We start from the raw sequence: 21,993 nt of genomic DNA on the forward strand, positions 1-21,993 counted from the left end.
GTAAGAAGTGAGATGTGGACCGTGTGGGCTTTGACCTGATAGTGCCGATGAAACGCCCAGCCGAGGGCAAGTCACGGCTTCGCGGCGCCGTGGTGCCCGAGCGGCACGCCGAACTGGTGCTGGCGCTGGCCTACGACACGTTGTCCGCGGCGACCTCGGCGGACGGGGTCCGGCGGGTGCTGGTGGTCGCCGCCGACCCGGCGTCGGTGGCGGATCTCACCGAGCTGGGCGTCGAAATCGTCACCGAACCGTCGCGCGGCGGATTGAACGCGGCCCTGCGCCACGGCGAGGAACTGCTGCACCGGGACAGGCCGTCCGGTCTCGTCGGCGCCCTGCAGGCGGATCTGCCCGCGCTGCGGACCGAAGACCTCACCGCCGCGCTGGCCGGGGCCGCCGGGCAACGGGCGTTCGTCGCGGACCGGCAGGGCACGGGCACCACCCTGTTGCTCGCGGGCGCGGGGCAGGCGCTGGCACCCCGCTTCGGCACGGGTTCCGCGCGGGCGCACACCGCCTCCGGTGCGACCCCGCTCACGATCGCCGCGGAATCGCTTCGCGCCGACGTCGACACCGCGGATGATCTCGCTCACGTCCGCACCCTCGGTGTCGGAAAGCGCACTTCAACGCTGTTGGGAACACCCTGCGTGCCGATGTGACGAGAGTTCACCCTGCCGACCCGCGCGCGGCGCACATAATCGCCCCGAGTGGTGAACAATGAAGCCCGTGAGCACAAATGACGGCGGCACCCCGAACTCGGCAAGGAAGCGGAAGACCTCCGCCGCGAAACCGGAACCGGACAACGGCACGGCGAAACCCGTCCGTGCGCGGAAGACGAACAGTTCGACCCCGCGCACGGCCGTCCGCGCGACGCGTGGTGGCTCGGCGAGCCGCCCCGCCCAGGAGTTCCGCGCGCTGCCCGCCGCCCCGCCCGCGGTGACGGCGGCGCCCACGGCCGCCGGGAGCCTTCCCGACGACCGGTACTTCAACCGTGAGCTGTCGTGGCAGGACTTCAACGCGCGCGTGCTCGCGCTGGCCGAGGACGAGTCGCAGCCGCTGCTCGAACGCGCCAAGTTCCTGGCGATCTTCGCGTCCAATTTGGACGAGTTCTACATGGTGCGGGTCGCCGGGCTGAAACGCCGCGACGAGACCGGCCTCCCGGTCCGCAGCGCGGACGGGCTCACCCCGCGCGAACAGCTGGCGTACATCGCCAAACGCAACCAGGACCTGGTCGAGCGGCACACGAACGCCTTCGAGCTGCACCTTCGGCCACAGCTGGCCGACGAGGACATCCACATCGTCGGCTGGAACGACCTGACCGGCGCCGACCAGCTCCGGCTGTCCAACTACTTCAGCGAGCAGATCTTCCCGGTGCTCACACCGCTGGCCGTCGATCCCGCGCACCCGTTCCCCTACATCTCCGGCCTTTCGCTCAACCTCGCGATCACCGTCCGGGACCCGGAAGCGGGCACCGAGCGGTTCGCGCGCGTCAAGGTGCCGAGCAATGTGCCGCGCCTGATGCGCATCGAGCAGCAGCCGCGTGAGGTCCGCACCGCGACGTTCCTGCCGCTGGAGGAACTGATCGCCGCGCATCTCGGCGAGCTGTTCACCGGGATGGAGGTCACCGAGCACCACGCGTTCCGGGTGACCCGCAACGCGGACTTCGAGGTCGAGGAAGACCGGGACGAGGATCTTCTCCAGGCGCTGGAACGCGAACTGGCGCAGCGGCGGTTCGGCCCGCCGGTGCGGCTCGAAGTGGCGCAGGACATGAGCGAGCACATGCTCGAACTGCTGCTGCGCGAACTGGAGGTCGACCCGCGCGACGTCGTCGAGGTCCCGGGTCTGCTGGATCTGACCTGCCTGCACCAGTTGTCCGGCGTCGACCGGAAGGAACTCAAGGACCGCCCTTTCGTTCCCGCCACGCATCCGGCGTTCGGTGAGCGCGAGACGCCGAAGTCGGTGTTCGCGACGCTGCGCGAGGGCGACGTCCTCGTGCACCACCCGTACGACTCGTTCTCCACGAGCGTCCAGCGGTTCATCGAACAGGCCGCCGCGGACTCGAAGGTGCTGGCGATCAAGCAAACGCTGTACCGCACCTCCGGCGACTCCCCGATCGTCGACGCGCTGATCGACGCCGCCGAGGCGGGCAAACAGGTCGTCGCGCTGGTCGAGATCAAGGCGCGGTTCGACGAACAGGCCAACATCACCTGGGCCCGCACGCTGGAACGCGCGGGCGTGCACGTGGTCTACGGGCTCGTCGGGCTGAAGACGCACTGCAAGGTGTCGATGGTGGTGCGCCAGGAGGGTTCGACCATCCGCCGCTACTGCCATATCGGCACCGGCAACTACAACCCGAAGACGGCGCGGCTGTACGAGGATCTCGGCATCCTGACCGCCGACCCGACGATCGGCGCGGACCTGACGGATCTGTTCAACGTGCTGACCGGGTACTCCCGCCAGGACACCTACCGCAACATCCTCACGTCACCGCACGGGATCCGGCGCGGCATCGTGCGCGCGATCGGCGAGGAGATCGAGCTCGCCAGGGCGGGCCAGACCGCCGGGATCCGGATCAAGTGCAACTCGCTCGTCGACGAGCAGGTGATCGACGCGCTGTACCACGCCTCGCAGGCCGGAGTCCCGGTCGACATCGTGGTGCGCGGGATCTGCGCGCTGAAGCCGGGTGTGGAGGGACTGAGCGAGAACATCCACGTGCGCTCCATCCTCGGCCGGTTCCTGGAGCACTCGCGGATCTTCACCTTCCTCGCCGGCGGCACGCGCTGGATCGGCAGCGCGGACATGATGCACCGCAACCTGGACCGCCGGATCGAAGCACTGGTGCGGGTCAAGGATCCGAAACTCACCGCGCAGCTGGACTACATCTTCGAATCCGCGCTGCATCCCTCGACCCGGTGCTGGGTACTGAACTCGACCGGCGAATGGACCCCGTTCCCCGCGTCCGGGGACGACGTCCGCGACCACCAGGTCGAACTGGCGAAGCGGCACGGAGCGGCGGGATGAGCGGGACCGTGCGGGCGGCTGGAGCCGTTCTCTGGCGTCGTCAGGGAGACCGGATCGAGGTCGCGCTGGTCCACCGGCCGCGCTACGACGATTGGTCGCTGCCGAAGGGAAAGCTGGATCCGGGCGAGACCATCGCGGGCGCGGCGGTCCGGGAGATCGCCGAGGAGACCGGATTCGAAGCGGTGCTCGGCCGGTATCTGGTCCGGACCGAATACACCGTCGCGGGAGCGCCGAAGACCGTCGACTACTTCTCCGCGCACGCGGTTTCCGGCGCGTTCGCGCCGAACGAGGAGGTCGACGAGCTGCGCTGGCTCGACCCGGAGTCGGCGGAGAAACTGTTGACGCGGCCGGGCGACGTCCGGGTGCTGCGCGAGTTCTCCGCGCTGCCGCCCGAACTCACCACGGTGATCCTGGTGCGGCACGCCAAAGCGGGTAAACGCGACGAGTGGAACGGCGACGACGATCTGCGGCCCCTGTCGGACGCGGGCCAGCGTCAGGCCGAGGCTTTGCGTTCGCTGCTGCGGCACTACGCGCCCGGCAGGGTGCTTTCGGCGCCGCGGCTCCGCTGCGTCCAGACGGTGAACGGGCTCGCCGAGGATCTCGGGGTCGAGATCCGGCACGAGCCGCTGCTGTCGGAAGAGGGCTACTGGCCGGACCCGGTGCTCGGTGTCGCCCGGCTGCTGGCCATCGCCGGAGACGGTGGGACACCGGTGATCTCCAGCCAGGGCGGGGTGATCCCGGACGTCGTCAGCGCGCTGGCCGACCGCGACGGTGTCGACCTGACCGCCGCGCGCGGCGGTGTGGTGCCGTCGAAGAAGGGCTCGTTCTGGGTGCTGTCGTTCCGGGCGCCGACCGAAGAGGACGGGCCGGTACTGGTGGCCGCGGACTATTTCGCGTCGCCTTTGCCCACGCCCGCGCCAGCCCATCCCTGAGGCTTCATCGCGCGTGAAGGCCTCCTTCCCTCGGCTGAGCCGAGGGAAGGAGGCCTTCACGCGCTACAGGGCTATTTGAGGTCTGGCTGGGCGTATCTGTGTACCGCGAGGATGTCGCGAAAGCCACTTTCGGGACGTCTGATGTCGCGAAAGTGGCTTTCGCGACATGCGAAGGGGCGCGCTCCACGTCGGCCGAGGCCGCCGCGCCTCCCCGTTGCGAAAGTGGCTTTCGCAACGTTGAAGGTTGCGAAAGTGGCTTTCGCAACCCTCGCGTCAGGCTTGGCCCCTCAAGGAAATCCGACGGCGCGGCTCCCCCACGTGGGTGACGCGCCTACTCCGGCGGTGTCGAGGCGAACCGGCGCACGTCGCTCCACTGTGGAGCCGATCATCGGGACCATGCGTCCATCGGAGTGACGATCGAAGCGGATTCTTTTCCGCGACTTCGGCCGGAAACACGAGAATCGCGTCACATTCGCCCACAGGGCGGCCGCGGATTCGTGGCGGACAAGATCCCCGCAGACCGCGCGCGAGCGCGTGAGGGCTGAACAGAGGCCCCGGAAATGCGGCAAGGCCCCGCGCGATGCGCGGGGCCTTGCCGTTGGCTCACTCGTGGAGAGGGAGCTTACTTCTTCTTCGCGGCAGCCGAAGTCCGCTTGGCCGGAGCCTTCTTCGCGGGAGCCTTGGCAGCGGTCGCCTTGGCGGCCGGCTTCGCGGCGGCCTTGGTGGCGGTCGCCTTCTTGGCCGTGGTGGCGCGAGTCGTGGCCTTGGCGGCGGTCTTCGGCGCGGCCTTGGTCGCGGTCGTCTTGGCCGCGGCCTTGGTCGCGGTCGCCTTGGCGGCCGGCTTCGCGGCGGCGCGCGTCGTCGTCGCGGCGGCGCGGGTCCGCGTGGTCGTGGAACGCGTCGCGGCCGGGCGGCTGGCGGCCGTCCGGGTCGTCGTCGCGCGGGTGGCGGTGGAACGAGTCGCGGTGCCGGCGGTCGCGCGCTTCACAGCGGTGGCCTTCGGCAGCTTCTTCGAACCACTGATGACGTCCTTGAAGGTCGTGCCGGCGCGGAACGCGGGCACGTTGGTCTTCTTGACGCGAACGGTCTCACCGGTGCGCGGGTTCCGCGCGGTGCGGGCGGCGCGGGCGCGCTTCTCGAACACACCGAAGCCGGTGATGTTCACCTTCTCGCCCTTGTTGACCGTCCGGATGATGATGTCGACAAGGCCATCGACGGCCTCCGACGCGACCTTCTTGTCGCCCAGGCGCTCCGACAGCGCCTCGATCAGCTGGGCCTTGTTGGCCATTCCAGTCCTCCAAGAAGAACTACTTGTACACGGCCCCGTCGGCCGACTTAGCGCACACGGTATTACCAATGCAGCACAAATTCCAAACGACGCGCGGAAATTTCCCTTGTCTCGGGGGCTGTTCCGCCTCCCGAGGGACCCCTTGAGGGCCTCCGGAGGTGCCGTTCGGTGTGGTTTCGGGGCTGTGTCCAAGACCCCCGGCCGGGGTGCGGATTCCCTGCTCAGCAAGGGAATCCGCCCCCTTCGACCGGCCCTAGGCGGAGGCCGCCGGGAGGGTCACGGGCTTCCAGGAGGGGCGCCCGGTCTCGAAAGTGTCGATCTCATCCGCGTGGCGGAGTGTCAGGGCGATGTCGTCGAGCCCTTCGAGGAGCCGCCAGCGGGTGTAGTCGTCGATCTGGAAGGGCGCGGTGAAGTCCTTGGCCCGTACCGTCTTCGACTCGAGGTCCACCGTGACCTCCGTGCCGGGCTCGTTTTCGAGCAGCTTCCACAGCAGTTCGACGTCCGCCTGCTCGACCTGAGCGGCGACAAGGCCCTGCTTGCCCGAGTTGCCGCGGAAGATGTCCGCGAACCGGGAGGAGATCACGACCCGGAAGCCGTAGTCCATCAAGGCCCAGACCGCGTGCTCGCGGGAAGAACCGGTGCCGAAGTCCGGGCCCGCGACCAGGACCGACCCGTTCTTGAAGGGCTCTTGGTTGAGGATGAACGACTCGTCGGACCGCCAGGCGGCGAAGAGCCCGTCCTCGAAGCCGGTGCGGCTCACGCGCTTGAGGTAGACCGCCGGGATGATCTGGTCAGTGTCCACGTTGGACCTGCGCAGCGGGACCCCGACGCCGGTGTGGTGGGTGAACGCGTCCATGTTGGGAACTCCTTCGCGGATGTCAGCGATGTCAGTGCCGTCAGCGGGCGGCGGCGGGCTGCAGGTCTTCGGGGCTGGACAGCGTTCCCCGCACGGCCGTGGCGGCCGCCACGAGCGGCGACACCAGATGCGTCCGGCCGCCCTTGCCCTGCCTGCCTTCGAAGTTGCGGTTCGAGGTCGACGCGCTGCGCTCGCCCGGCTTGAGCTGGTCCGGGTTCATGCCGAGGCACATCGAGCAGCCCGCCTGACGCCATTCCGCGCCCGCTTCGGTGAAGACCCGGTCCAGCCCTTCGGCTTCCGCCGCCTGGCGGACGCGCATCGAGCCGGGGACCACGAGCATCCGCACCGAATCGGCGACCTTGTGCCCGCGCAGGACGTCCGCGGCGGCCCGCAGATCCTCGATCCGGCCGTTCGTGCACGAGCCGAGGAAGACGGTGTCCACCGCGATCTCGCGCAGCGGCGTGCCCGGCTTCAGGTCCATATAGGACAGGGCCTTTTCAGCGGCGATGCGCTCGTTCTCGTCGCCGATGCGCTCCGGGTCGGGCACCTCGGCGCCCAGCGGGAGCCCCTGGCCCGGGTTCGTGCCCCAGGTCACGAAAGGCGTGAGTTCGTCGGCGTTCAGGCGCACCTCGGCGTCGAAGACGGCGTCGTCGTCCGTGCGGAGTTCGCGCCAGTTCTCGACGGCGGCGTCCCAATCGGCGCCCTGCGGCGCGTGCGGACGGCCCTTCAGATACGCGAACGTCGTCTCGTCCGGCGCGATGAGCCCGGCGCGCGCGCCGGCTTCGATGGACATGTTGCACACCGTCATCCGGGCTTCCATCGACAGCTTTTCGATGGCCTCGCCGCGGTACTCGAGGACGTAGCCCTGCCCGCCGCCGGTGCCGATCTTCGCGATCACCGCGAGGATGATGTCCTTCGCCGTGACACCGGGCCGCAGTTGCCCGTCGACCGTGATCGCCATCGTCTTGAATGGACGGAGCGGCAGGGTCTGCGTGGCCATCACGTGTTCGACCTCGGAGGTGCCGATGCCGAACGCCATGGCGCCGAAGGCACCGTGCGTCGAAGTGTGACTGTCGCCGCACACCACGGTCATCCCGGGCTGGGTCAGGCCCAGCTGCGGGCCGATGACGTGCACGATGCCCTGCTCGGCGTCGCCCATCGGGTGCAGCCGGACGCCGAACTCCTTGCAGTTGGCGCGAAGGGTGTCGACCTGGGTGCGGGAAACGGGATCCGCGATCGGCAGCTCGATGTCGATCGTCGGGACGTTGTGGTCCTCGGTGGCGATGGTGAGGTCGGGGCGGCGCAGTTTCCGTCCGGCCAGGCGGAGTCCGTCGAACGCCTGGGGGCTGGTGACCTCGTGCAGCAGGTGGAGATCGATGTAGAGCAGGTCGGGCTCGGCCCCCTCGCCGCGCCGCACCAGGTGCGACTCCCACACTTTCTCGGCCAGTGTCCGGGGCATTTCCGGCTCCTCACATGCGATGGAATAGGTGCTTCCCACCATCTGGACATCTCAAACTTCGGGAAGATAGTATCGGCTTGTGGGACAGCATAGCGGTATCGGAGTACTCGACAAGGCCGTGGCCGTGCTTCAGGCCGTGGCCGAAGATCCTTGTGGCCTGGCGGAACTGTGCACGCGGACCGGTTTGCCGCGCGCGACGGCGCATCGGCTCGCGGTCGGCCTCGAAGTGCATCGCCTGTTGCGGCGCGGCCCCGACGGCCGCTGGCGCCCGGGTACCGCACTCGCGGAACTGGCGGGCGGTTCGACCGACCCGCTGCTCGACGCGGCGAGTTCGGTGTTGCCGAAACTGCGCGACATCACCGGCGAAAGCGTTCAGCTGTACCGCCGCGACGGCGTCCAGCGCGTCTGCGTTTCGACGGCGGAACCGCCGAGCGGGCTGCGTGACACGGTGCCGATCGGTTCACGGCTGCCGATGACCGCGGGCTCCGGCGCGAAGGTGCTCGCCGCGTGGTCGGATCCGCACACCCAGCGCACGATCCTCACCGAGGCGGTGTACGGGGAGCGCACCCTGCTCGAAGTCCGCCGTCGCGGCTGGGCCCAGAGCGTGGCCGAACGGGAACCGGGTGTGGCGAGTGTCTCGGCGCCGGTACGGGATTCGACGGGCACCGTCGTCGCCGCGGTGTCGGTTTCCGGGCCCATCGAACGGATAGGGCGTAAGCCGGGGGCACGCTGGGCCGCGGACCTCCTCGCCGCCGCGGACGCGCTGCAGGAGCGCCTCTGACCCCTCGAAACGAGTGAAGGCCCCCTGCGGCGCAGGGGGCCTTCACGTACTTCCGAAGGGTCCTATCAGAACTCGTCGGCCTTGGTCAGCTCGTGTTCGAGGGTGTCGGCACGCGTGACGAGGGAGTTCAGCGGATGTTCGAATTCGTTGACCAGATTCAGGTCGACCAGCGGGATCGTGTGCTTGAGCAGCGCGACACCGTCGACCACCGCCGCGCCGCCGACCGAATCACCGCCCGCCAGTTCGAGCAGGCGCCGCAGGTCGATCTTGTCGGCCCAGCCGACCGGAGACGAGATCTCCACCCACTCCGCGCCGTCGTGGTCGGGCAAGTGGTGCAAGGACACCTGCTGGCCGCGGCCGTCGCCGGTGTCGACGCGGAACCGGAGCCAGCCGTCCCGCTCTTCGAGCACCTCGTACCGCGCCCGGACGAAATTGATCACGCCTGCCCAGATGGACACCCTCGTCACCTCTCGGTTTCGCCGCCTCGTGCGCTGTCGAGCATGGCACATCCGGGACGCGTGGGGTGTCGACGGTCTCATTCGGGCGGGGTTCCAGCGCCTGCGGCCTACTGAAGCGGCGCCATGCGGTAACCGGACCCTCGCACCGTGTGGATCAGCGGCGGGTCCTTGAGCTTCCGCCGCAGGCGCGCGATGACGACGTCCAGCACGTTGGACGCCGGATCGGCCATCTCGTCCCACGCGTACCGGATCAGTTCCCGCCGCGAGACCGGCCGCCCGGTCGCGGCCATCAGCCGCTCCATGACGAGATACTCCTTGCGGGTCACGGTGAGCAGCACGCCCGCCCGCGAGATCTGGTGCCTGCCGGTGTCGAGTTCGACGTCGGCGCAACGCAGGATCACCGCCTGCCCGGCCATGTCGCGGCGGCACAGGCTGCGCACCCGAGCGATCAGCTCCGGCATCGCGAACGGCTTGACCAGGTAGTCGCCGCCGCCGACGCGTAAACCGTCGATCCGGTCGGCGACGCTGTCGCGGGCGGTCAGGAACAGCACCGGCATCGGCCATCCGGCGCTGCGCCGGTTGCGGACGTAGGTCAGCGAATCCCCCGAAGGCAGCATCCGGTCGAACACCGCGCAGTCGTAGGCGTTCACCATCAGCGCCTCGTCCGCGCCCGGCAGATCGGCGGCGGTGTCCACCGCGAAGCCGTCGCCGCGCAGCGCGAATTCCAGCGCCACCCGCAAGTTCTCGTCGTCCTCGGTCACCAGCACCCGCACACCGGAAACGTTAGCGCGTGATCGCGGCCTCCACGTCGGCCACGTGCAATCCGCGCAGTTCCTCGATAGCGGGCATCCGGCCCAGCAGCCGCAAACGTTGCGACTGAGCCGTACGCGCCTTCTCGAACAGCAGGCGCGCGTCCCGCGCGTTGCCGAAGTTGACGTCGCCGGAAACGCGCCGGAAATGGCCGGTCAGCACCGGGCCGGCGGCGGGATCGAGTTCGTAGTCCCCGGCGGACGCCATCCGCCCGAAGATGGCGAGCAGTTCCTCGGGGCTGTAGTTCTCGAACTCGATCGTCTTGCCGAAGCGCGACGCGAGACCGGGGTTGGCGGCGAGGAAATCGACCATCTCGCCGGTGTACCCGGCCACGATCACCGCCACCTCGTCGCGATGTTCCTCCATCAACGGCACCAGGGTGTCGATCGCCTCCTGGCCGAAATCGCCGCCGGAGCCGGCGAGCCGGGTGAGCGTGTACGCCTCGTCGATGAACAGGACCCCGCCTTTGGCCTCCTCGAAGACCGTCGCGGTCTTTTCCGCGGTGTGCCCGATGTACTGCCCGACGAGATCCCGGCGCGACACCTCGCGGAACTGGCCGACCGGCAGAACTCCCAGCGCCTTCAGCAGTTTGCCGTAGATCCGGGCGACCGTCGTCTTCCCCGTGCCGGGCGCGCCCGCGAAGATCAGATGGTGCCCGGCCGCCCCGACCGGCAGCCCGGCCCGGCGGCGCCATTCGTTGACCTGCAACTCGTCGACCAGCGAACGGACTTCTTCCTTGACCCCGGGAAGGCCGATCATCGAGTCGAGTTCGGCGAGCATCTCCTCCAGTGCGTCGTCCCCCACCGCGCCGGGTTCCACGGTCTCCCCGACCGTCGGCGTCGCCCCTTCGGCGATGGCGATCCCCGGTTCCGCCGTGTTCGAGACCCGGCAAGCGGAGATCTCGCCACCGCAACCGGACGCGAACGAGATCCCCGGGCCCCGGGTGTCGGTGACCGTGCACCGTTTGATCACCGGCACCCCGTGGTGCGCCACGGCGATGCCTTCGTGACCGGTGTGCGAAACGGTGCAGCCTTCGACGACCGGCCGGGCGTATTGGTAGACGTAGACGCCCCTCAGCCCGCAGCCGGTCACCGTGCATCCGGTGATGACCGGATCCGCGCCCTGTCCGACGGTGATCCCGTCCCCCAGCACGTCTTCGACGGTGGTGTCCTCGATCCTCCCCGGCGAACCGTCGACGAGAATCCCCTGCTCCGCCGCCGAAATCACGCAACCGCTCACGGCGAACGCCGTCGTTCCGCGGATCGCGATCGCCGGACCGCGGCCGCCGGAGACGGTGCAGTTCCGGACGGCCAGTTCCGTGTCGTCGGCCTGGATCGCGGACGCGCCGCCCGCCAGGACTTCGATCCCTTCGAGCGCGAGAGCTCCTCCTGTGGTGCGGAAAACCGGCCGGTCGGCCCCTCGGCCGTCGACGACGACGGTGGCGCCGTCCGCCGCGGCCAGGGTCACCCGGAGACCGGCGAGTTCGACGGTCTCGGCGTATTCGCCGGCCGCGATGGTGATGACGGCCCCGTCGGACGCGTCCACCAACGCGTCGCCGATGGTCGGGTACGCGCCGGGCCGCTGGGCCACCAGCAGGACGCGGCCGGAGGTCGAGGTGGTCATCAGCCCGCCTTCGCCATCAGCCAGCCGCGGTCGACGGCCTTGGCGCCGGCCTGGAAACGGCTGCGGGCACCGAGCCGGTTCATGATGTCGGCGACCATCCGGCGCACCGTCCGCACCGAGACGCCGAGCCGCGCGGCGGCGGATTCGTCGGTCGTGCCGGAGAAGAGCAACGTCAGCAGTTCCTGTTCGCGGCAGGTCAGGATCGAAGCGTTCCCGGACTCGGGGAGATCCAGCGGGACGAGCGGGGCGGCGGCCTGCCAGATCCGCTCGAACAGCCCGACCGTCGCGGTGACCACACCGGGCAGCCGGAACACCGCGGAACCGGCCTGCCTGCCTTCCGCCGGGAGGACGACCGAGGTCCGGTCGATCACCAGCGCGTCCATCGGGACCTCGGCGTCGGTCCGCACCTCGGCGCCCGCCCGCGACATCCGGTTCAGCGCGCCGGACATCCGCGCGGAGTCGGGGAAGAGCACCTTGTGGCGTACGCCGGGGCGCACGCCTCCGAGCGCGATCCGCTGGAACGCGGTGTCCGTTCCCGTGCTCATGACGAGCACCTCGCCGGTCGCTTCCGCGAGCAGTTCGCCGAGCCCCGCCCGGTCGCCGCCCGGGCCCGCTCCCGTGACCAGACTGAGCTGGCCGGTCTGCACGGTCATCGCAGGTACCTCCCTCTTCCCCCGGCGCGGTGCCGCCGACGACGTCCTGTTCATGCCAGTTCCCCGCCACCGGGGCGGTCACGGGCACCCGACGCGTTAGCGTTCAGGGGCACCGGGAACTGCACGCGTCTACTTTCGCTGTCCGAACATGAGGTTTTGATGACACGGGTGATGGTCGTCGAAGACGACGGGAATCTGCGGCTCGCACTGGTCACGCAGCTGCGCGCGGCCGGCTTCGTCGTCGACGAGGCGGGCGACATCGCGACCGCGGACCGGCTGCTGCGCGGAACGCACCACGACTGCGTGGTACTGGACCGGATGCTGCCGGACGGCGACGCCATCGACTACGTGCACATGCGGCGGCAGCTGGGCTGGCGGGCACCGGTGCTGTTCCTCACCGCGCGCGACGCACTCGCCGACCGGGTGGCGGGTTTCGAGCACGGCGGCGACGACTACCTCGTGAAGCCGTTCGTGATGGCCGAGCTGACCGAGCGGGTGGCGAACCTGTGCCACCGATCCGCGTTCGACCGGCCCTCGGTGCTGCAGCACGAAGATCTGGTGATGGACTGCGCGCGGCGTGAGGTGCGGCGCGCGGGCGTGCTGCTCACCTTGACCAACAAGGAGTACGCGGTGCTCGAATACCTGCTGACCAGGGCGGGCCTGCCCGTGCAGCGGGCCGATCTGATCGAGCACTGCTGGGACGCGCAGGCCGATCCGATGTCCAATGTGGTCGATGTGGTGGTGAAGCGGTTGCGCCGCAAGCTGAAGGAACCCGAGCTGATCCACGCCGTCCGCGGCCTCGGCTACCGGCTGGGCGCCCGGTGAACACCCACTCCTCGGCCGACCGGCTGCGCAGGCTGCGCTGGACGCTGACCGCGTTGTTCACCGTGATGAACACGCTGGGGCTGGTCGTCTTCGCGTGGCTGCTCATCAACGAGGACGGTGACCAGGGCGACGAACGGATCGACGCCGCGCTGACCCAGGTCACGTCTTCGGTCAGCAGGCTGGTCGAATTCGACGGCACCGTCGGCTTCGGTCTGGTCAACACCGACGTGCTGAACGACCGCTGCCCCCAGTTCGCGATCCTGTCCGGCGGGGCGCCCGCGTTCCAGCCGCATTTCTCCCGGGCGAACTGCGTCCCGATGGGCACACAGCTGCTGAACGCCCTGGCGACCGAGGCGGTGAAGACCGGCAAGCTGGTGCAGGGGCACCAAAAGGCGTCCGACGGCGCCATGGTCAAGGTCCGCGCCGAACCGCTGCGCGACGGCGACGGCAAGACGTTCGCGGCCGTCGTCGCGGTGCAGTCCACCGAGGCCGAGGACTCCGCGCACACTCGGTTCACGCTGCTGGTGATCGGCGGCACCGTGCTGCTGGTCGCGATCCTCGGCTTCGCGGGCCACCTGCTGTCCGGCCGCTCGATCCGCCCCGCGGCGGCGGCCTTGCAGCAGCAGGAGGTCCTGCTCGCCGAAACCGCGCACGACCTCCGCACCCCGGTCGCCGCCTTGCGCGCGCTCGCCGAAACCGCGATGGCCAACCCCGCGCAGTCCGCGGAACTCCTGCCGCGCACCGTCCGGCTCGCCGCGCGCATGGGCGGGATCATCGACGACCTGCTCGTCCGCGCCCGGCTGGCCGCGGGCGTGGAACAGCTGAGCATCCAGCCGATCTGGCTCGATCAGCTGGTGGTGGGCATCGTCGAGGACACCGCGACCGACGGCGCCGAAGTCACCGTCACCGCCGCGCCCACGAAGGTCAACGCCGATCCCGCGCTGCTGCAACGGGCGATCGGCAACCTTCTCGACAACGCCATGCGCTACGGCCGCCACCCGGGCGCGAAGGCGTTCGTGCACCTGACCGTCGCCGGCGGCACCGTGACCGTCGCCGACCACGGCCCGGGGATCGACACGACCTTGGCGGGCGACGCCTTCGACCGGTTCGCCAGCACCGGCGGGTCTTCCGGGCTCGGGCTGTCGATCGTGCGGTGGGTCGCGCAGGCGCACGGCGGCACGCTCGCGGTGTACAACGCCGACGAGGGCGGCGCGATCTTCGAACTGCGGTTCCCGGTCAGCCCGAACTGACCGGGGACCGCGCCGGCTTCACTGGTTCTTCGCACCCGAGGCGGCGAGACCGCGTTTGAACCATTCCGGCATGAACGCCTCGTCACGGGGGAACCGTTCCTGCTCCAGCGCGAACTCGTCCGGGGAGGGATATGGCTGGAAGTCGGGCTCGTTCTGCCAGTTGTACTGCACCCGGAACCGGGACGGAGGTTCGATGACGAGCCTGGCCGAGAACCAGGTTCCCTCGCCTTCTTGGTACATCCCGCCCCGCAGGCGCTGGAACATATGCCACGTCTCCACGGACGGTTCCCACACCTGGTAAGTGCCATTGGGGTCGAGCACGCCGACCGCGACGTCGATGTTCTTGCCGACCACCCGGTAGTCCAGCACCACCTCGCGCCAGCCCGGCGGCAGTGCGCCGACCACCGACAGAGTGATCTCGCCCAGAAGCTCGTTCTGGGCGACGGGGTCGAGCTGAGGCCATTGAGCAGCCATCCGGTACATCCTCCTCGTGGTCACCGCTACCGATCAGGCACGGCGATCGATCATGACATGGGTCGGTTCAGCCCCGGGTTTCTCGTTCCCGCTCGAGTTGGGCGCCTTGGGCGAGCAGAGCTTGCAACCACGGAGGGGTGTGAGCCTCGTCGCGAGGAAAGGCTTCCAGATCTCGGGTGAAGACGGTCGGATGCAACGGGGGCCACCATTCCGGGTCCTCGTCGAAGTTGAACGAGAACTTCGGGGGTTCCTCGTTCTCCAGGACCAACGTCGCCGAGAACCAGGTGCCGCGCTCCGGTTCGTACATCCGCGTCCGCAACTCCCGGAAGCCGCCTCGGACCTCGGCGGGCAGATCGATGTCCCCGCTCTTGCCGTCGGCCAATCGGATCTCGGTGGCGTAATCGTAGGCCAGCACCGTCGCGGACACGGTGAGGCTGATCCACGCCCAGCCGTCCGGCGCGGCCTTCGCCAGCGCGGACACGATTCCGCCGGTCAGCTCGTCCGTCATTCGTTCTCTCCGTAACGCGTGCGTGGACCGTAGTTGACGTTGGAAGGATCATTCGGGAAGTCGCGCTGTCTGGTCACCCTGGAAAGCTCGACCGGTTTCCCGTCTGGTCCGAGGACGAGATTGCCCTGATCGTCGACCTTGTGCACCACCTCTTGCCAGCGCATGGTCACGTTCTCCGGAACGCCGTTGCTGTCGCCTTCCATCCGCACCTGATAGTTCTCGATCTTCTGCCCGGGCCCATCGGCGAACTTGCCCAGCTCCGCCTCCTGAGCGCGCCAAGACGCCTCGTGGATCCAACCGTCCTTGTAGTGCCCACTGTTGGACGCGGCCATCTGAGGATGCATGTTGACGTACTCGCCGGGGCCGCCCATCTCGTGCGCCGCCAGGTGACCACCCGCCCATTTGACATGGCCGAACAACTTCTTGTACACGGGATGGTTCTTGTACGACTTCTCCCCTTCCTTGCCCGACCTGTTCTGCGACGCGTTGTCCCGGTAGTCGTCGTGCTTTCCCTTGAAGACGGGTTCGCCGGTCATCGCGACCGGCTTCCGGTTCGCATCCACCTCGAAGGTCCAATGCTTGCTCGGATCGTGGAAGTTGGGCACGCGATACTGCGTGTTGGGCTGCAGGGGATGGCGCAGATCCGGGTTGTGGAAGGGCTTCTTGTTCGCAAGTGTCGTCTCGACGTGAGTGACCTTGCCGTCGGCGTCAGTGAAGAACCGGCTGCTCGCACCGTTCTTGTACCTGACGTCGTACTCGGCGTTCGCCGCCAGTGGCTTCTCACCACGCAGGGCCTGCGGGATCCCGTCGGCGTGTGGCTTACGGTTCCGGGTGCGCGGCTCGACATCCTCGATGACCTTGGGCGAGTCGATCGGACCGTGTCCACCGGGTCTTTCCCTCGGTCCGTCGAACGCCGAGTCGTCCGGGCGGTTCCAGTCCGCGAACCTCTCGGAGTACTCGGGGGAATCCCGGTCGATCGTCCGGGGCTTCGGCACCTCGTCGTACGGCGGGTTCCTGGTGTCCTCAGGGACGTGCGCGTCATCGTGGGGAGCGTGCTGATCCGCGTTGTCGTCTCCGTCACGGTCCCGGTGGCCGCCTTCCGGTGGCCGTTCGCCGTCGGGATGCGCCCGCGCCGGCTCGGGGTTGATGGCGGAATCGATGTCCCGTGCCGGAGGAACGTGTTCCTCCGGCACGCGTGGCGGAGGAACCTCCCCATCCGGCGCACGCGCGGGCTGCGGATGCCGGGGGTGGTCTCCGCCTCGTATGGGATGCCCCGGCCGCCCGGAATTCAGGTCCAGGAAAGGGTCTCCCATCGGCATCCTCGAGCCCGGACGGCGCGGTCCGGGTTCCGGCCACAGGCCACCCGAGCCCACGGGCGAGCGGGTGGGCGGCCGCGGTGTCTCCGGCACGGGGCCTTCCGCGCGTGCCGCCGCGCCGGCCGAAGGCGTTTGCCCGGCCAGTTCGGGCTCGCCTTTCGGGGGTGGCGTGTCCGGATGCTCGGCCGGGCGAGGTCTTCCGGCGTCCAGGTCGACGTCGACGAGGGTGGGGTCATGCCGTGGCGGTAGTCCGGGATCACCGTCCGGCAGGGTTTTGGGAGTGGCCGCCTCCTCTGGCGCCTTCTCCTTGTCCTTGGGGGCAGGGTCCTTCGGGGTGGATTCCTTGGGCGGAGGTGTATCCGTCACCTTGCTGGTGGGCAGCGCGGTGTGACCTGTGGCGGCATCCTCGACCGTGTGCACGAGCCCGAGCACCCTGGCGGCCGTGTAGAGCGCCTTCTGCCTCGGTGTCTGCGGGTTGACCGGCGTGCTCCCCGCCCAATCCTCCTGCGCCTTCCGGACGGTTTCCTTCTCCGGGAGCCCCACATGTTCGCGTGTATCGGCCGGGTCGACCCGGTCGGACATCCTGACTTCGCCGGTCTCGGGATTGATGGTGGCCGTCGGCTCGTCGGCGTCCCGCGCGCGATGTCCTGTCGCTTCGGGACTCCCCGGCGAGTTGTCCGCCCGGGAGTGATGGGACGGCGCTTCGGAAGCCGCGGGGTTCTCGCCGCGGGCCGCCGGCGCGGGAGTCTCGTTCGCTTTGGGCGCGGGGAAACTCTGCTCGCCTCCGGGAGTGCGGTGTGAGCCAGGGTCCATGGCTTCGCCGACCGAACCGGGTCGTGTCGGAGGCTCTGGCCGGGTGACGGGCTCGGGCCGCGTGGGCGGGTCCGGTCGGGATGAAGGTTCGGGCCGGGGCGAAGGTTCAGGTCGAGCGGAGGGTTCAGGTTCCCGTGCCGGGTTTCGTTCCTCGGGCGCCCTGCTCGGCCGCCGTTCGTCGGGAACGTGGTCCGGTGTCCGGTCACCGGGCGGACGGTTCGGCGGCCCATCGGGCGGTGGCCCGTCCGGTGTCCGGTCACCCGGCGGGTTCGCCGGTGGTGTTTCGTCGGGTGTACGCGGGTTGTGCGGTGGTGGCGGAGTGTCCCCGGCGTGCGCCGGAACCCCGGCGGGAGAATGCCCGAGCCCCACCTTCGAAAGCAGCGAATCGACGCCGGGAATCTTGCGGACGGCCTTGGCGGCCAGTTCGGTCCCGGTGGGGATCTTCGTGATCGCCGTCCCCGCCTTTTCGGCGACGCGGCCCGCGGCCGCGACGGCACTGATCTTGCTCCCGGACGCGGCGGCACCCGCCCCGCGGATCGCCGCGCCCGCGCCCTTGGTGCCGAGCACCGCGCTGGCGATGTTGAAGGTGGCTTTACCGGCCGCCCTGGACGGGTCCTCGCTCCAGGTGTCCCAGGCGACCATCGTCTTGCCCGCTTCGACCAGTGTAGAGCCCATTTCACCGCGTTCGAAGCCCGGCAGGCCGACGGTCTGGTCGAGGGTCGACATACCGGGAACGGAATAGGTCGCGACCGCCAGGCCGAATTTCCCCATTCCCTTCCACGCCTCACCGAACGTGGACCAGGAGAAGTGGCCGTCGCCGTAGCCCGCCAGCGCGGCGAAGCCCACGAACATCTCGACCGCGCCTTCCCATACACCGACGAAGAACGAGCCGACTTCTTCCAAGCCGTCGACGAGCCCGCCGAGGAATCCCTCTCGTGGCTTCTTCGGCGATTTGGTCTCCTCGCCCGCCGGTTTGCCGACCTTGCTCGCGTACTCGGTCAGCAGGGTGCTGAGCTGATGGGCGACCTGGATGGCGAAAACCGTCCGCGAGGCCCAGCTGGTGCATCGGTCGAAAAGTTCGTTGTTGTCGGAGATGTGCTTCCTGATCGCGTGCTTCGCGGAGACGATGAGGTTTCCGTAGTCCCGGCACGCCGCGGACAGGCTGTCCATCGCGCCCAGCATCTCCTTGACGCCCGGTTCGCCGGGCGAACCGTTGTTCAAGGAATGAATGGCGTAGAACAGCTCGAAACCGGCGGCGTCCGACCAGACCTTGCGCAGCTCCGCCGCGGCACTGTCGGAGAGTTGGAGCGCGGCACGCAGCGCGTTCGCGGACGCGGTCCACGCCGTCGCCAGATCCCAGGCGGCGGTCTCGCTGTCCGAGGGCCAGATCGCTTCCTTGGTCTGGCCGCCGTTCTGGACCACCCAGTTCCAGAGGTCCCCGTCCGGCTCGACGATATCGGTCATGACGGCGGCGGTTTCACCGCTCGAATCGGCCGGCGATGGTGCTGTCGACGGCTTGATAGGCCTGCACCGCCTGGCCGCCGTTGTCCGCCAGCTGCCGGTAGATACCGGGGATCTGGTCCATGGCACCGGCCACCGCGGTCCTCGGTGTGGTGTAAAGCGCGGTGAACGCGCGCCCCAAGGGGCCAGTGCCGATCTGGCCGGGCGCGTCGATCTTGCCACGTTGGAGCGCCCAGGCCGGGTCGAGCTCGTCACCCGCGGCGCGCAGCCTGTTCAACTGCCCCGACGTCTCTTCGGGGAGCATGTCGATCTTGCCGTCGCCGTTGCGGTCGATTCCGGTCATCGAAGCCTCCGGTCCAGTTCGTGCAGCAGCGGGTCGAAGCGCAGATCCGTCGTCTCGGGAGTGGCGTCGGCGGGCAGGAAGCCCGCGACGATCTCCATGACCTCTTCCTGGGAGCGTTCGACGGCCCGGTGGAAGGTCTCGGTGATGTCCCGTGCCAGCGCGGCCGAATCGGGCGCCCGGTAGATCCGCGGGTCCAGCCACAGTTCGATGAGCTCACCGGCCCCGCCGACGGTCACGCCGATCAGTCCGTCGTCCGATTCGGCGGTGGCCCGGATCTCGGCCATCCTCCGTTGAGTGGACCGGATGTCCTGGGCCAGTCGCCCGTACTCGGCCCGCATGTCCAGCGGGAACGGCGAATCCATGGCACCTCCCCTGTTCGCGTCCCGGTCAGCTTGTCCGCGTCCGGCGCTTCGCGGGGCGGCGTGACCTGTTGCTGTCACGCGGGTTCATCGCCTCGTTGCGCACACGACCATGTGAGACGAGGAAAGGAGCCGACCGGATGACCTTCGACGTCGTCGGCCTGTGCCGCCGGGAACCCGATGCCGACGCGCTGATCTCGGCGATCCGGGCCGCGAGCCCACTGTCCGAAGTGGAAGTCGACGAAGACCGCATGCTGTTCCTCCTGCGGCATCCCGGCGGACGGGTGGTGCTGACCATCGAGAACGCCAGGTCGGTCCGGGTGCCCGGAGAAGTGCGGCGGCTACTCGGAATCGACGTGCCGCCACCGGTGTGGTGGGTCGAGAGCCGGGCTCCGGAAGACGACGCCGAGGCGGAGGCGATCGCACGGGGGTTCACCTCCGCCCTGGTCGCCGCTACCGGTGGATCGTCGTGGTCGAGCCGGTGAACGGGTATCTGGGCGCTTGGGCCCGTGTCACGCCCGAAGCGATCGTCGTCGAACAGTTCCGTGACGTGGTGCCGGCTTCCACCTGGCTCATCGACGCGGCCAGGACGGCCGTCGAAAGCGGGCGAGCGCTACAACTCGTCACCGGTGCACGAAGCGGGCTCACCTTCCCGCTGGAGTCCCTGTTGGGCGACGCGCGCGCCGGTTGGGTCGTCCGCGACGAAAGCGGCGGGTATCGCGACGGCTTCCTGGGGCTTCCCCTGGACTGGAACGGCTCCCGATTCGTTCCCGAGAAGAGTGCGACGATCCCTCCGCCGAGGAAGTACTCACCGGGAAGCGGAGACCTCGAAGTCCGGATCACCACGCCGTTCCCGGCGGGAGAACCGCTCAAGCTCGGCAGGAGTACCGACATCGCGATGCGCGCGCTCACCGGTACCGGCCCGACCGGCTGGGGTGTCGCGGAACCGGTCACCGAACCCTGGTCGGTGACCGGGATCTCCGCCCATTGCACCCGCCGGGCGCCGGCTTCGGCGATAGTCGTCGGGGATGGAGTGACCGGCAGACTGCAGGTGTCGCAAGTGGACGACGTCGTCGTCGAGGATGTCCGGCTGAGCGGGCCTGCCGCCGGATCCGTCGACACCCGCCGCATCGAAGACCTGGCCGCCGAATGCGCGGGCACCGTGAGGCGGTTGGTCGTCGGCGCGGCCCCTGGCCGGACCCAGGGAGTGCGTTCCGCGATCCCGGCGCCGCCCGCGCTGCCCTACGGAGTCCTCTTCGGACACGAACTGGTCTCCGCCGTCGGAATCGCACACGCGCACCGGACCCCGGCCGCACGGGTGCGGCTTCTGGGCGCCGGCGACCGTAAAGCCGTCTGGTGCCGGTTCGACGGCGGTACATCGGCGCCGTTCGAGCAACTCACCGACATCCTCCATCACTATGCGACACCCGCCGGGAGCTGAAACCGTGAAACGCACACTGGCGGCCACCGCACTCGTCCTGACCGCCCAAGTCTTCGGAACCGCGCCCATCGCCGAGGCGGCACCCCCGCCGGGTGCCTGTCAGAACCCGGAACCGGCACGGTCCGCCGTACCGGCGCAACCTTGGGCGCAGCAAGTGCTCGATCCGCGCCGGGCATGGCCGCACAGCCGGGGCGGCGGGGTACTGATCGCCGTGGTCGACTCCGGGGTCGACGCCGACCACCCGCAGCTCCAGCGGCCGGGGAAGGTCCTTCCCGGCCGGGACTTCTATCTCGCCGGCACCTTTCCGGGTTCGTTCGACTGTGTCTCCCACGGAACGGGGGTGGCCGCCATCGCCGCCGCGGATCCCGGCTCCGGTATCGGTTTCCACGGTGTCGCGCCGGACGCGCGGATCCTGCCGGTGCGGATCAACGATCGCGACGTCGGCGACCAGGGCGAGTCGTTGCGGATCGACCCCCAGGTCGTGGCCAACGGCATCCGGTACGCCGCGGATCAGGGCGCGAGGGTGATGAATCTTTCGCTGTCGGGGCACGAGGACTTCGCCGTCATCCGCGAAGCCGTCGCCTACGCGGTCGCGAGAGACGTCCTGGTGGTGGCCGCGGCGGGCAACGGACAACGCGACGTGAACACCGAACTGCCTTCGTATCCCGCCTCCTACCCCGGCGTGCTCGCGGTGGGCGCGGTGGACATCGACGGTGCGCGGATCCAGGGTTCTCAGGTCGGTCGTTACGTCGATCTCGTCGCCCCGGGCGCCAAGGTGCTGACCGCGACGAGAGCGGCAGGCCACGCCTATGTCGACGGCACGAGTTTCGCCGCCCCGTTCGTGGCAGGCACCGCCGCGCTGGTCCGCTCCGCCTGGCCTCGTCTCAGTGCCGCCGAAGTCACGCAACGGCTGGTGGCCACGGCGAGTCCGGCCCGTGGCGGGCAGGGCAGTCCCGCCTACGGGGCCGGTCTGGTCGATCCGTACCGGGCGGTGACAGACGGGCTCGATCCGCAGAAACCGGCGGCTCTGCCCGCTTTCGTCCCGTCACCTCCCGACCAGGCGCGGCTCGACAGGGAAGCCTCCGACGAGCGCGCGGCGAAGATCGCGAAGTGGCTCACCATCGCCGCGGTGACCGGAATCGCGCTGGCGGCGCTGATCGCGGTCGCCGTGCCTCGTGGATGTCGCCGCCGCTGGCGGCCCGCCCGTGCGGAGCCGGTGCCCGATCGGCCCGCCGTCGTCGAACCGCCGGAACAGGTGTTCCTGATCTCCGAGCCGTGATTCCCGTTCATGAAGAATCCCCGGAGCGCTGCGCTCCGGGGATTCTTCA

The 21,993-nt window shown here is 69.2% G+C and carries 21 protein-coding genes; 9 read left to right on the top strand and 12 right to left on the bottom strand.

Translation table 11 applies throughout. The annotated features are described in order from the left end of the window. Positions 1-47: 47 nt before the first annotated feature. The 3 genes from cofC to AB8M46_RS01835 are packed head-to-tail and all read left to right on the top strand — an operon-like array spanning position 48 to position 3,947. Complete coding sequence (cofC, locus tag AB8M46_RS01825) at positions 48-653, top strand: 2-phospho-L-lactate guanylyltransferase (RefSeq protein WP_394359366.1); 606 nt, start codon at positions 48-50, stop codon at positions 651-653. Positions 654-711: 58 nt separating this feature from the next. Next, positions 712-3,015 (top strand): RNA degradosome polyphosphate kinase, encoded by a 2,304-nt coding sequence (locus AB8M46_RS01830; RefSeq protein WP_199755183.1) that lies wholly within the window; start codon positions 712-714, stop codon positions 3,013-3,015. Then, entirely contained in the window at positions 3,012-3,947 is a 936-nt protein-coding gene (locus AB8M46_RS01835) for an NUDIX hydrolase (protein WP_125736805.1), read from the top strand. The genes AB8M46_RS01830 and AB8M46_RS01835 overlap by 4 nt, the downstream gene beginning before the upstream one ends. Positions 3,948-4,569: 622 nt before the next feature. Here AB8M46_RS01835 and AB8M46_RS01840 read toward each other — a convergent pair. The 3 genes from AB8M46_RS01840 to leuC all read right to left on the bottom strand — a co-directional run bounded on the left by AB8M46_RS01840 (position 4,570) and on the right by leuC (position 7,550). Beyond that, on the bottom strand, positions 4,570-5,235 hold the full coding sequence (locus AB8M46_RS01840) for an HU family DNA-binding protein (protein ID WP_037342062.1): 666 nt from the start codon (positions 5,233-5,235) through the stop codon (positions 4,570-4,572). Between the two features lie 253 nt (positions 5,236-5,488). Next, a complete protein-coding gene (gene leuD, locus AB8M46_RS01845) occupies positions 5,489-6,091 on the bottom strand; it encodes a 3-isopropylmalate dehydratase small subunit (protein ID WP_378427278.1) in 603 nt (200 codons plus the stop codon). Positions 6,092-6,131: 40 nt separating this feature from the next. Beyond that, a complete protein-coding gene (gene leuC / locus AB8M46_RS01850) occupies positions 6,132-7,550 on the bottom strand; it encodes a 3-isopropylmalate dehydratase large subunit (RefSeq protein ID WP_037342059.1) in 1,419 nt (472 codons plus the stop codon). A gap of 79 nt (positions 7,551-7,629) precedes the next feature. On the opposite strand from leuC, the gene AB8M46_RS01855 reads away from it, so the two are divergent. Continuing rightward, positions 7,630-8,331, top strand: coding sequence for an IclR family transcriptional regulator (locus AB8M46_RS01855; RefSeq protein WP_007031477.1), 702 nt, complete (start codon positions 7,630-7,632; stop codon positions 8,329-8,331). A 65-nt stretch (positions 8,332-8,396) separates the two neighbouring features. Here AB8M46_RS01855 and AB8M46_RS01860 read toward each other — a convergent pair whose 3' ends face one another. The 4 genes from AB8M46_RS01860 to AB8M46_RS01875 all read right to left on the bottom strand — a co-directional run bounded on the left by AB8M46_RS01860 (position 8,397) and on the right by AB8M46_RS01875 (position 11,875). After that, positions 8,397-8,789: a hypothetical protein gene (locus AB8M46_RS01860; RefSeq protein WP_037342590.1), complete on the bottom strand. Its 393-nt coding sequence runs from the start codon at positions 8,787-8,789 to the stop codon at positions 8,397-8,399. 107 nt (positions 8,790-8,896) lie between these two features. After that, positions 8,897-9,562, bottom strand: a complete 666-nt coding sequence (locus AB8M46_RS01865; RefSeq protein ID WP_394359367.1) for a winged helix-turn-helix domain-containing protein — start codon at positions 9,560-9,562, stop codon at positions 8,897-8,899. 10 nt (positions 9,563-9,572) lie between these two features. Beyond that, positions 9,573-11,222, bottom strand: coding sequence for a right-handed parallel beta-helix repeat-containing protein (locus AB8M46_RS01870; protein ID WP_394359368.1), 1,650 nt, complete (start codon positions 11,220-11,222; stop codon positions 9,573-9,575). Continuing rightward, positions 11,222-11,875 carry a LuxR C-terminal-related transcriptional regulator gene (locus AB8M46_RS01875; protein WP_394359369.1) on the bottom strand — a complete coding sequence of 218 codons (654 nt, stop codon included), beginning with the start codon at positions 11,873-11,875 and terminating at the stop codon, positions 11,222-11,224. Before AB8M46_RS01875 ends, AB8M46_RS01870 begins: the two co-directional genes overlap by 1 nt. A 159-nt stretch (positions 11,876-12,034) precedes the next feature. Between AB8M46_RS01875 and AB8M46_RS01880 the strand changes: the two genes are divergently transcribed. Together AB8M46_RS01880 and AB8M46_RS01885 are read left to right on the top strand one after the other, a co-directional pair. Continuing rightward, positions 12,035-12,700, top strand: coding sequence for a response regulator transcription factor (locus AB8M46_RS01880; RefSeq protein WP_199755184.1), 666 nt, complete (start codon positions 12,035-12,037; stop codon positions 12,698-12,700). Further along, the gene (locus tag AB8M46_RS01885; RefSeq protein ID WP_394359370.1) at positions 12,697-13,950 is read left to right on the top strand and encodes a sensor histidine kinase; all 1,254 of its coding nucleotides are present in this window, start codon (positions 12,697-12,699) and stop codon (positions 13,948-13,950) included. Before AB8M46_RS01880 ends, AB8M46_RS01885 begins: the two co-directional genes overlap by 4 nt. A gap of 18 nt (positions 13,951-13,968) precedes the next feature. Here AB8M46_RS01885 and AB8M46_RS01890 read toward each other — a convergent pair whose 3' ends face one another. The 5 genes from AB8M46_RS01890 to AB8M46_RS01910 all read right to left on the bottom strand — a co-directional run bounded on the left by AB8M46_RS01890 (position 13,969) and on the right by AB8M46_RS01910 (position 19,227). Beyond that, entirely contained in the window at positions 13,969-14,424 is a 456-nt protein-coding gene (locus tag AB8M46_RS01890; RefSeq protein ID WP_394359371.1) for a hypothetical protein, read from the bottom strand. Positions 14,425-14,491: 67 nt separating this feature from the next. Further along, the gene (locus tag AB8M46_RS01895; RefSeq protein WP_394359372.1) at positions 14,492-14,932 is read right to left on the bottom strand and encodes a hypothetical protein; all 441 of its coding nucleotides are present in this window, start codon (positions 14,930-14,932) and stop codon (positions 14,492-14,494) included. Further along, positions 14,929-18,525: a hypothetical protein gene (locus AB8M46_RS01900; protein ID WP_394359373.1), complete on the bottom strand. Its 3,597-nt coding sequence runs from the start codon at positions 18,523-18,525 to the stop codon at positions 14,929-14,931. Before AB8M46_RS01900 ends, AB8M46_RS01895 begins: the two co-directional genes overlap by 4 nt. A gap of 13 nt (positions 18,526-18,538) precedes the next feature. Further along, positions 18,539-18,865 carry a hypothetical protein gene (locus tag AB8M46_RS01905; protein WP_240594435.1) on the bottom strand — a complete coding sequence of 109 codons (327 nt, stop codon included), beginning with the start codon at positions 18,863-18,865 and terminating at the stop codon, positions 18,539-18,541. Then, complete coding sequence (locus AB8M46_RS01910; protein ID WP_394359374.1) at positions 18,862-19,227, bottom strand: YbaB/EbfC family nucleoid-associated protein; 366 nt, start codon at positions 19,225-19,227, stop codon at positions 18,862-18,864. The genes AB8M46_RS01905 and AB8M46_RS01910 overlap by 4 nt, the downstream gene beginning before the upstream one ends. A gap of 137 nt (positions 19,228-19,364) precedes the next feature. Here AB8M46_RS01910 and AB8M46_RS01915 point away from each other — a divergent pair, with 137 nt between their 5' ends. Genes AB8M46_RS01915 through mycP form a run of 3 tightly spaced genes read left to right on the top strand, consistent with a single transcriptional unit; the run spans position 19,365 to position 21,944 of the window. Next, the gene (locus AB8M46_RS01915; protein WP_394359375.1) at positions 19,365-19,709 is read left to right on the top strand and encodes a hypothetical protein; all 345 of its coding nucleotides are present in this window, start codon (positions 19,365-19,367) and stop codon (positions 19,707-19,709) included. Continuing rightward, the gene (locus AB8M46_RS01920; protein WP_394359376.1) at positions 19,694-20,665 is read left to right on the top strand and encodes a DUF6177 family protein; all 972 of its coding nucleotides are present in this window, start codon (positions 19,694-19,696) and stop codon (positions 20,663-20,665) included. The genes AB8M46_RS01915 and AB8M46_RS01920 overlap by 16 nt, the downstream gene beginning before the upstream one ends. A gap of 4 nt (positions 20,666-20,669) precedes the next feature. Further along, positions 20,670-21,944, top strand: coding sequence for a type VII secretion-associated serine protease mycosin (gene mycP / locus AB8M46_RS01925; protein ID WP_394359377.1), 1,275 nt, complete (start codon positions 20,670-20,672; stop codon positions 21,942-21,944). Positions 21,945-21,993: the final 49 nt, after the last annotated feature.

Source organism: Amycolatopsis sp. SB7-3, from assembly GCF_041021335.1.
Classification (GTDB): domain Bacteria; phylum Actinomycetota; class Actinomycetes; order Mycobacteriales; family Pseudonocardiaceae; genus Amycolatopsis; species Amycolatopsis japonica.

Coding starts and splice junctions, on each gene's coding strand:
- AB8M46_RS01895 (WP_394359372.1), bottom strand. CDS start 14,932: ATGACGGACGAGCTGACCGGCGGAATCGTGTCCGCGCTGGCGAAGGCC.
- AB8M46_RS01870 (WP_394359368.1), bottom strand. CDS start 11,222: ATGACCACCTCGACCTCCGGCCGCGTCCTGCTGGTGGCCCAGCGGCCC.
- AB8M46_RS01835 (WP_125736805.1), top strand. CDS start 3,012: ATGAGCGGGACCGTGCGGGCGGCTGGAGCCGTTCTCTGGCGTCGTCAG.
- AB8M46_RS01900 (WP_394359373.1), bottom strand. CDS start 18,525: ATGACCGATATCGTCGAGCCGGACGGGGACCTCTGGAACTGGGTGGTC.
- AB8M46_RS01910 (WP_394359374.1), bottom strand. CDS start 19,227: ATGGATTCGCCGTTCCCGCTGGACATGCGGGCCGAGTACGGGCGACTG.
- AB8M46_RS01915 (WP_394359375.1), top strand. CDS start 19,365: ATGACCTTCGACGTCGTCGGCCTGTGCCGCCGGGAACCCGATGCCGAC.
- cofC (WP_394359366.1), top strand. CDS start 48: ATGAAACGCCCAGCCGAGGGCAAGTCACGGCTTCGCGGCGCCGTGGTG.
- AB8M46_RS01840 (WP_037342062.1), bottom strand. CDS start 5,235: ATGGCCAACAAGGCCCAGCTGATCGAGGCGCTGTCGGAGCGCCTGGGC.
- leuD (WP_378427278.1), bottom strand. CDS start 6,091: ATGGACGCGTTCACCCACCACACCGGCGTCGGGGTCCCGCTGCGCAGG.
- AB8M46_RS01875 (WP_394359369.1), bottom strand. CDS start 11,875: ATGACCGTGCAGACCGGCCAGCTCAGTCTGGTCACGGGAGCGGGCCCG.
- AB8M46_RS01830 (WP_199755183.1), top strand. CDS start 712: ATGAAGCCCGTGAGCACAAATGACGGCGGCACCCCGAACTCGGCAAGG.
- AB8M46_RS01905 (WP_240594435.1), bottom strand. CDS start 18,865: ATGACCGGAATCGACCGCAACGGCGACGGCAAGATCGACATGCTCCCC.
- leuC (WP_037342059.1), bottom strand. CDS start 7,550: ATGCCCCGGACACTGGCCGAGAAAGTGTGGGAGTCGCACCTGGTGCGG.
- AB8M46_RS01880 (WP_199755184.1), top strand. CDS start 12,035: ATGACACGGGTGATGGTCGTCGAAGACGACGGGAATCTGCGGCTCGCA.
- AB8M46_RS01890 (WP_394359371.1), bottom strand. CDS start 14,424: ATGGCTGCTCAATGGCCTCAGCTCGACCCCGTCGCCCAGAACGAGCTT.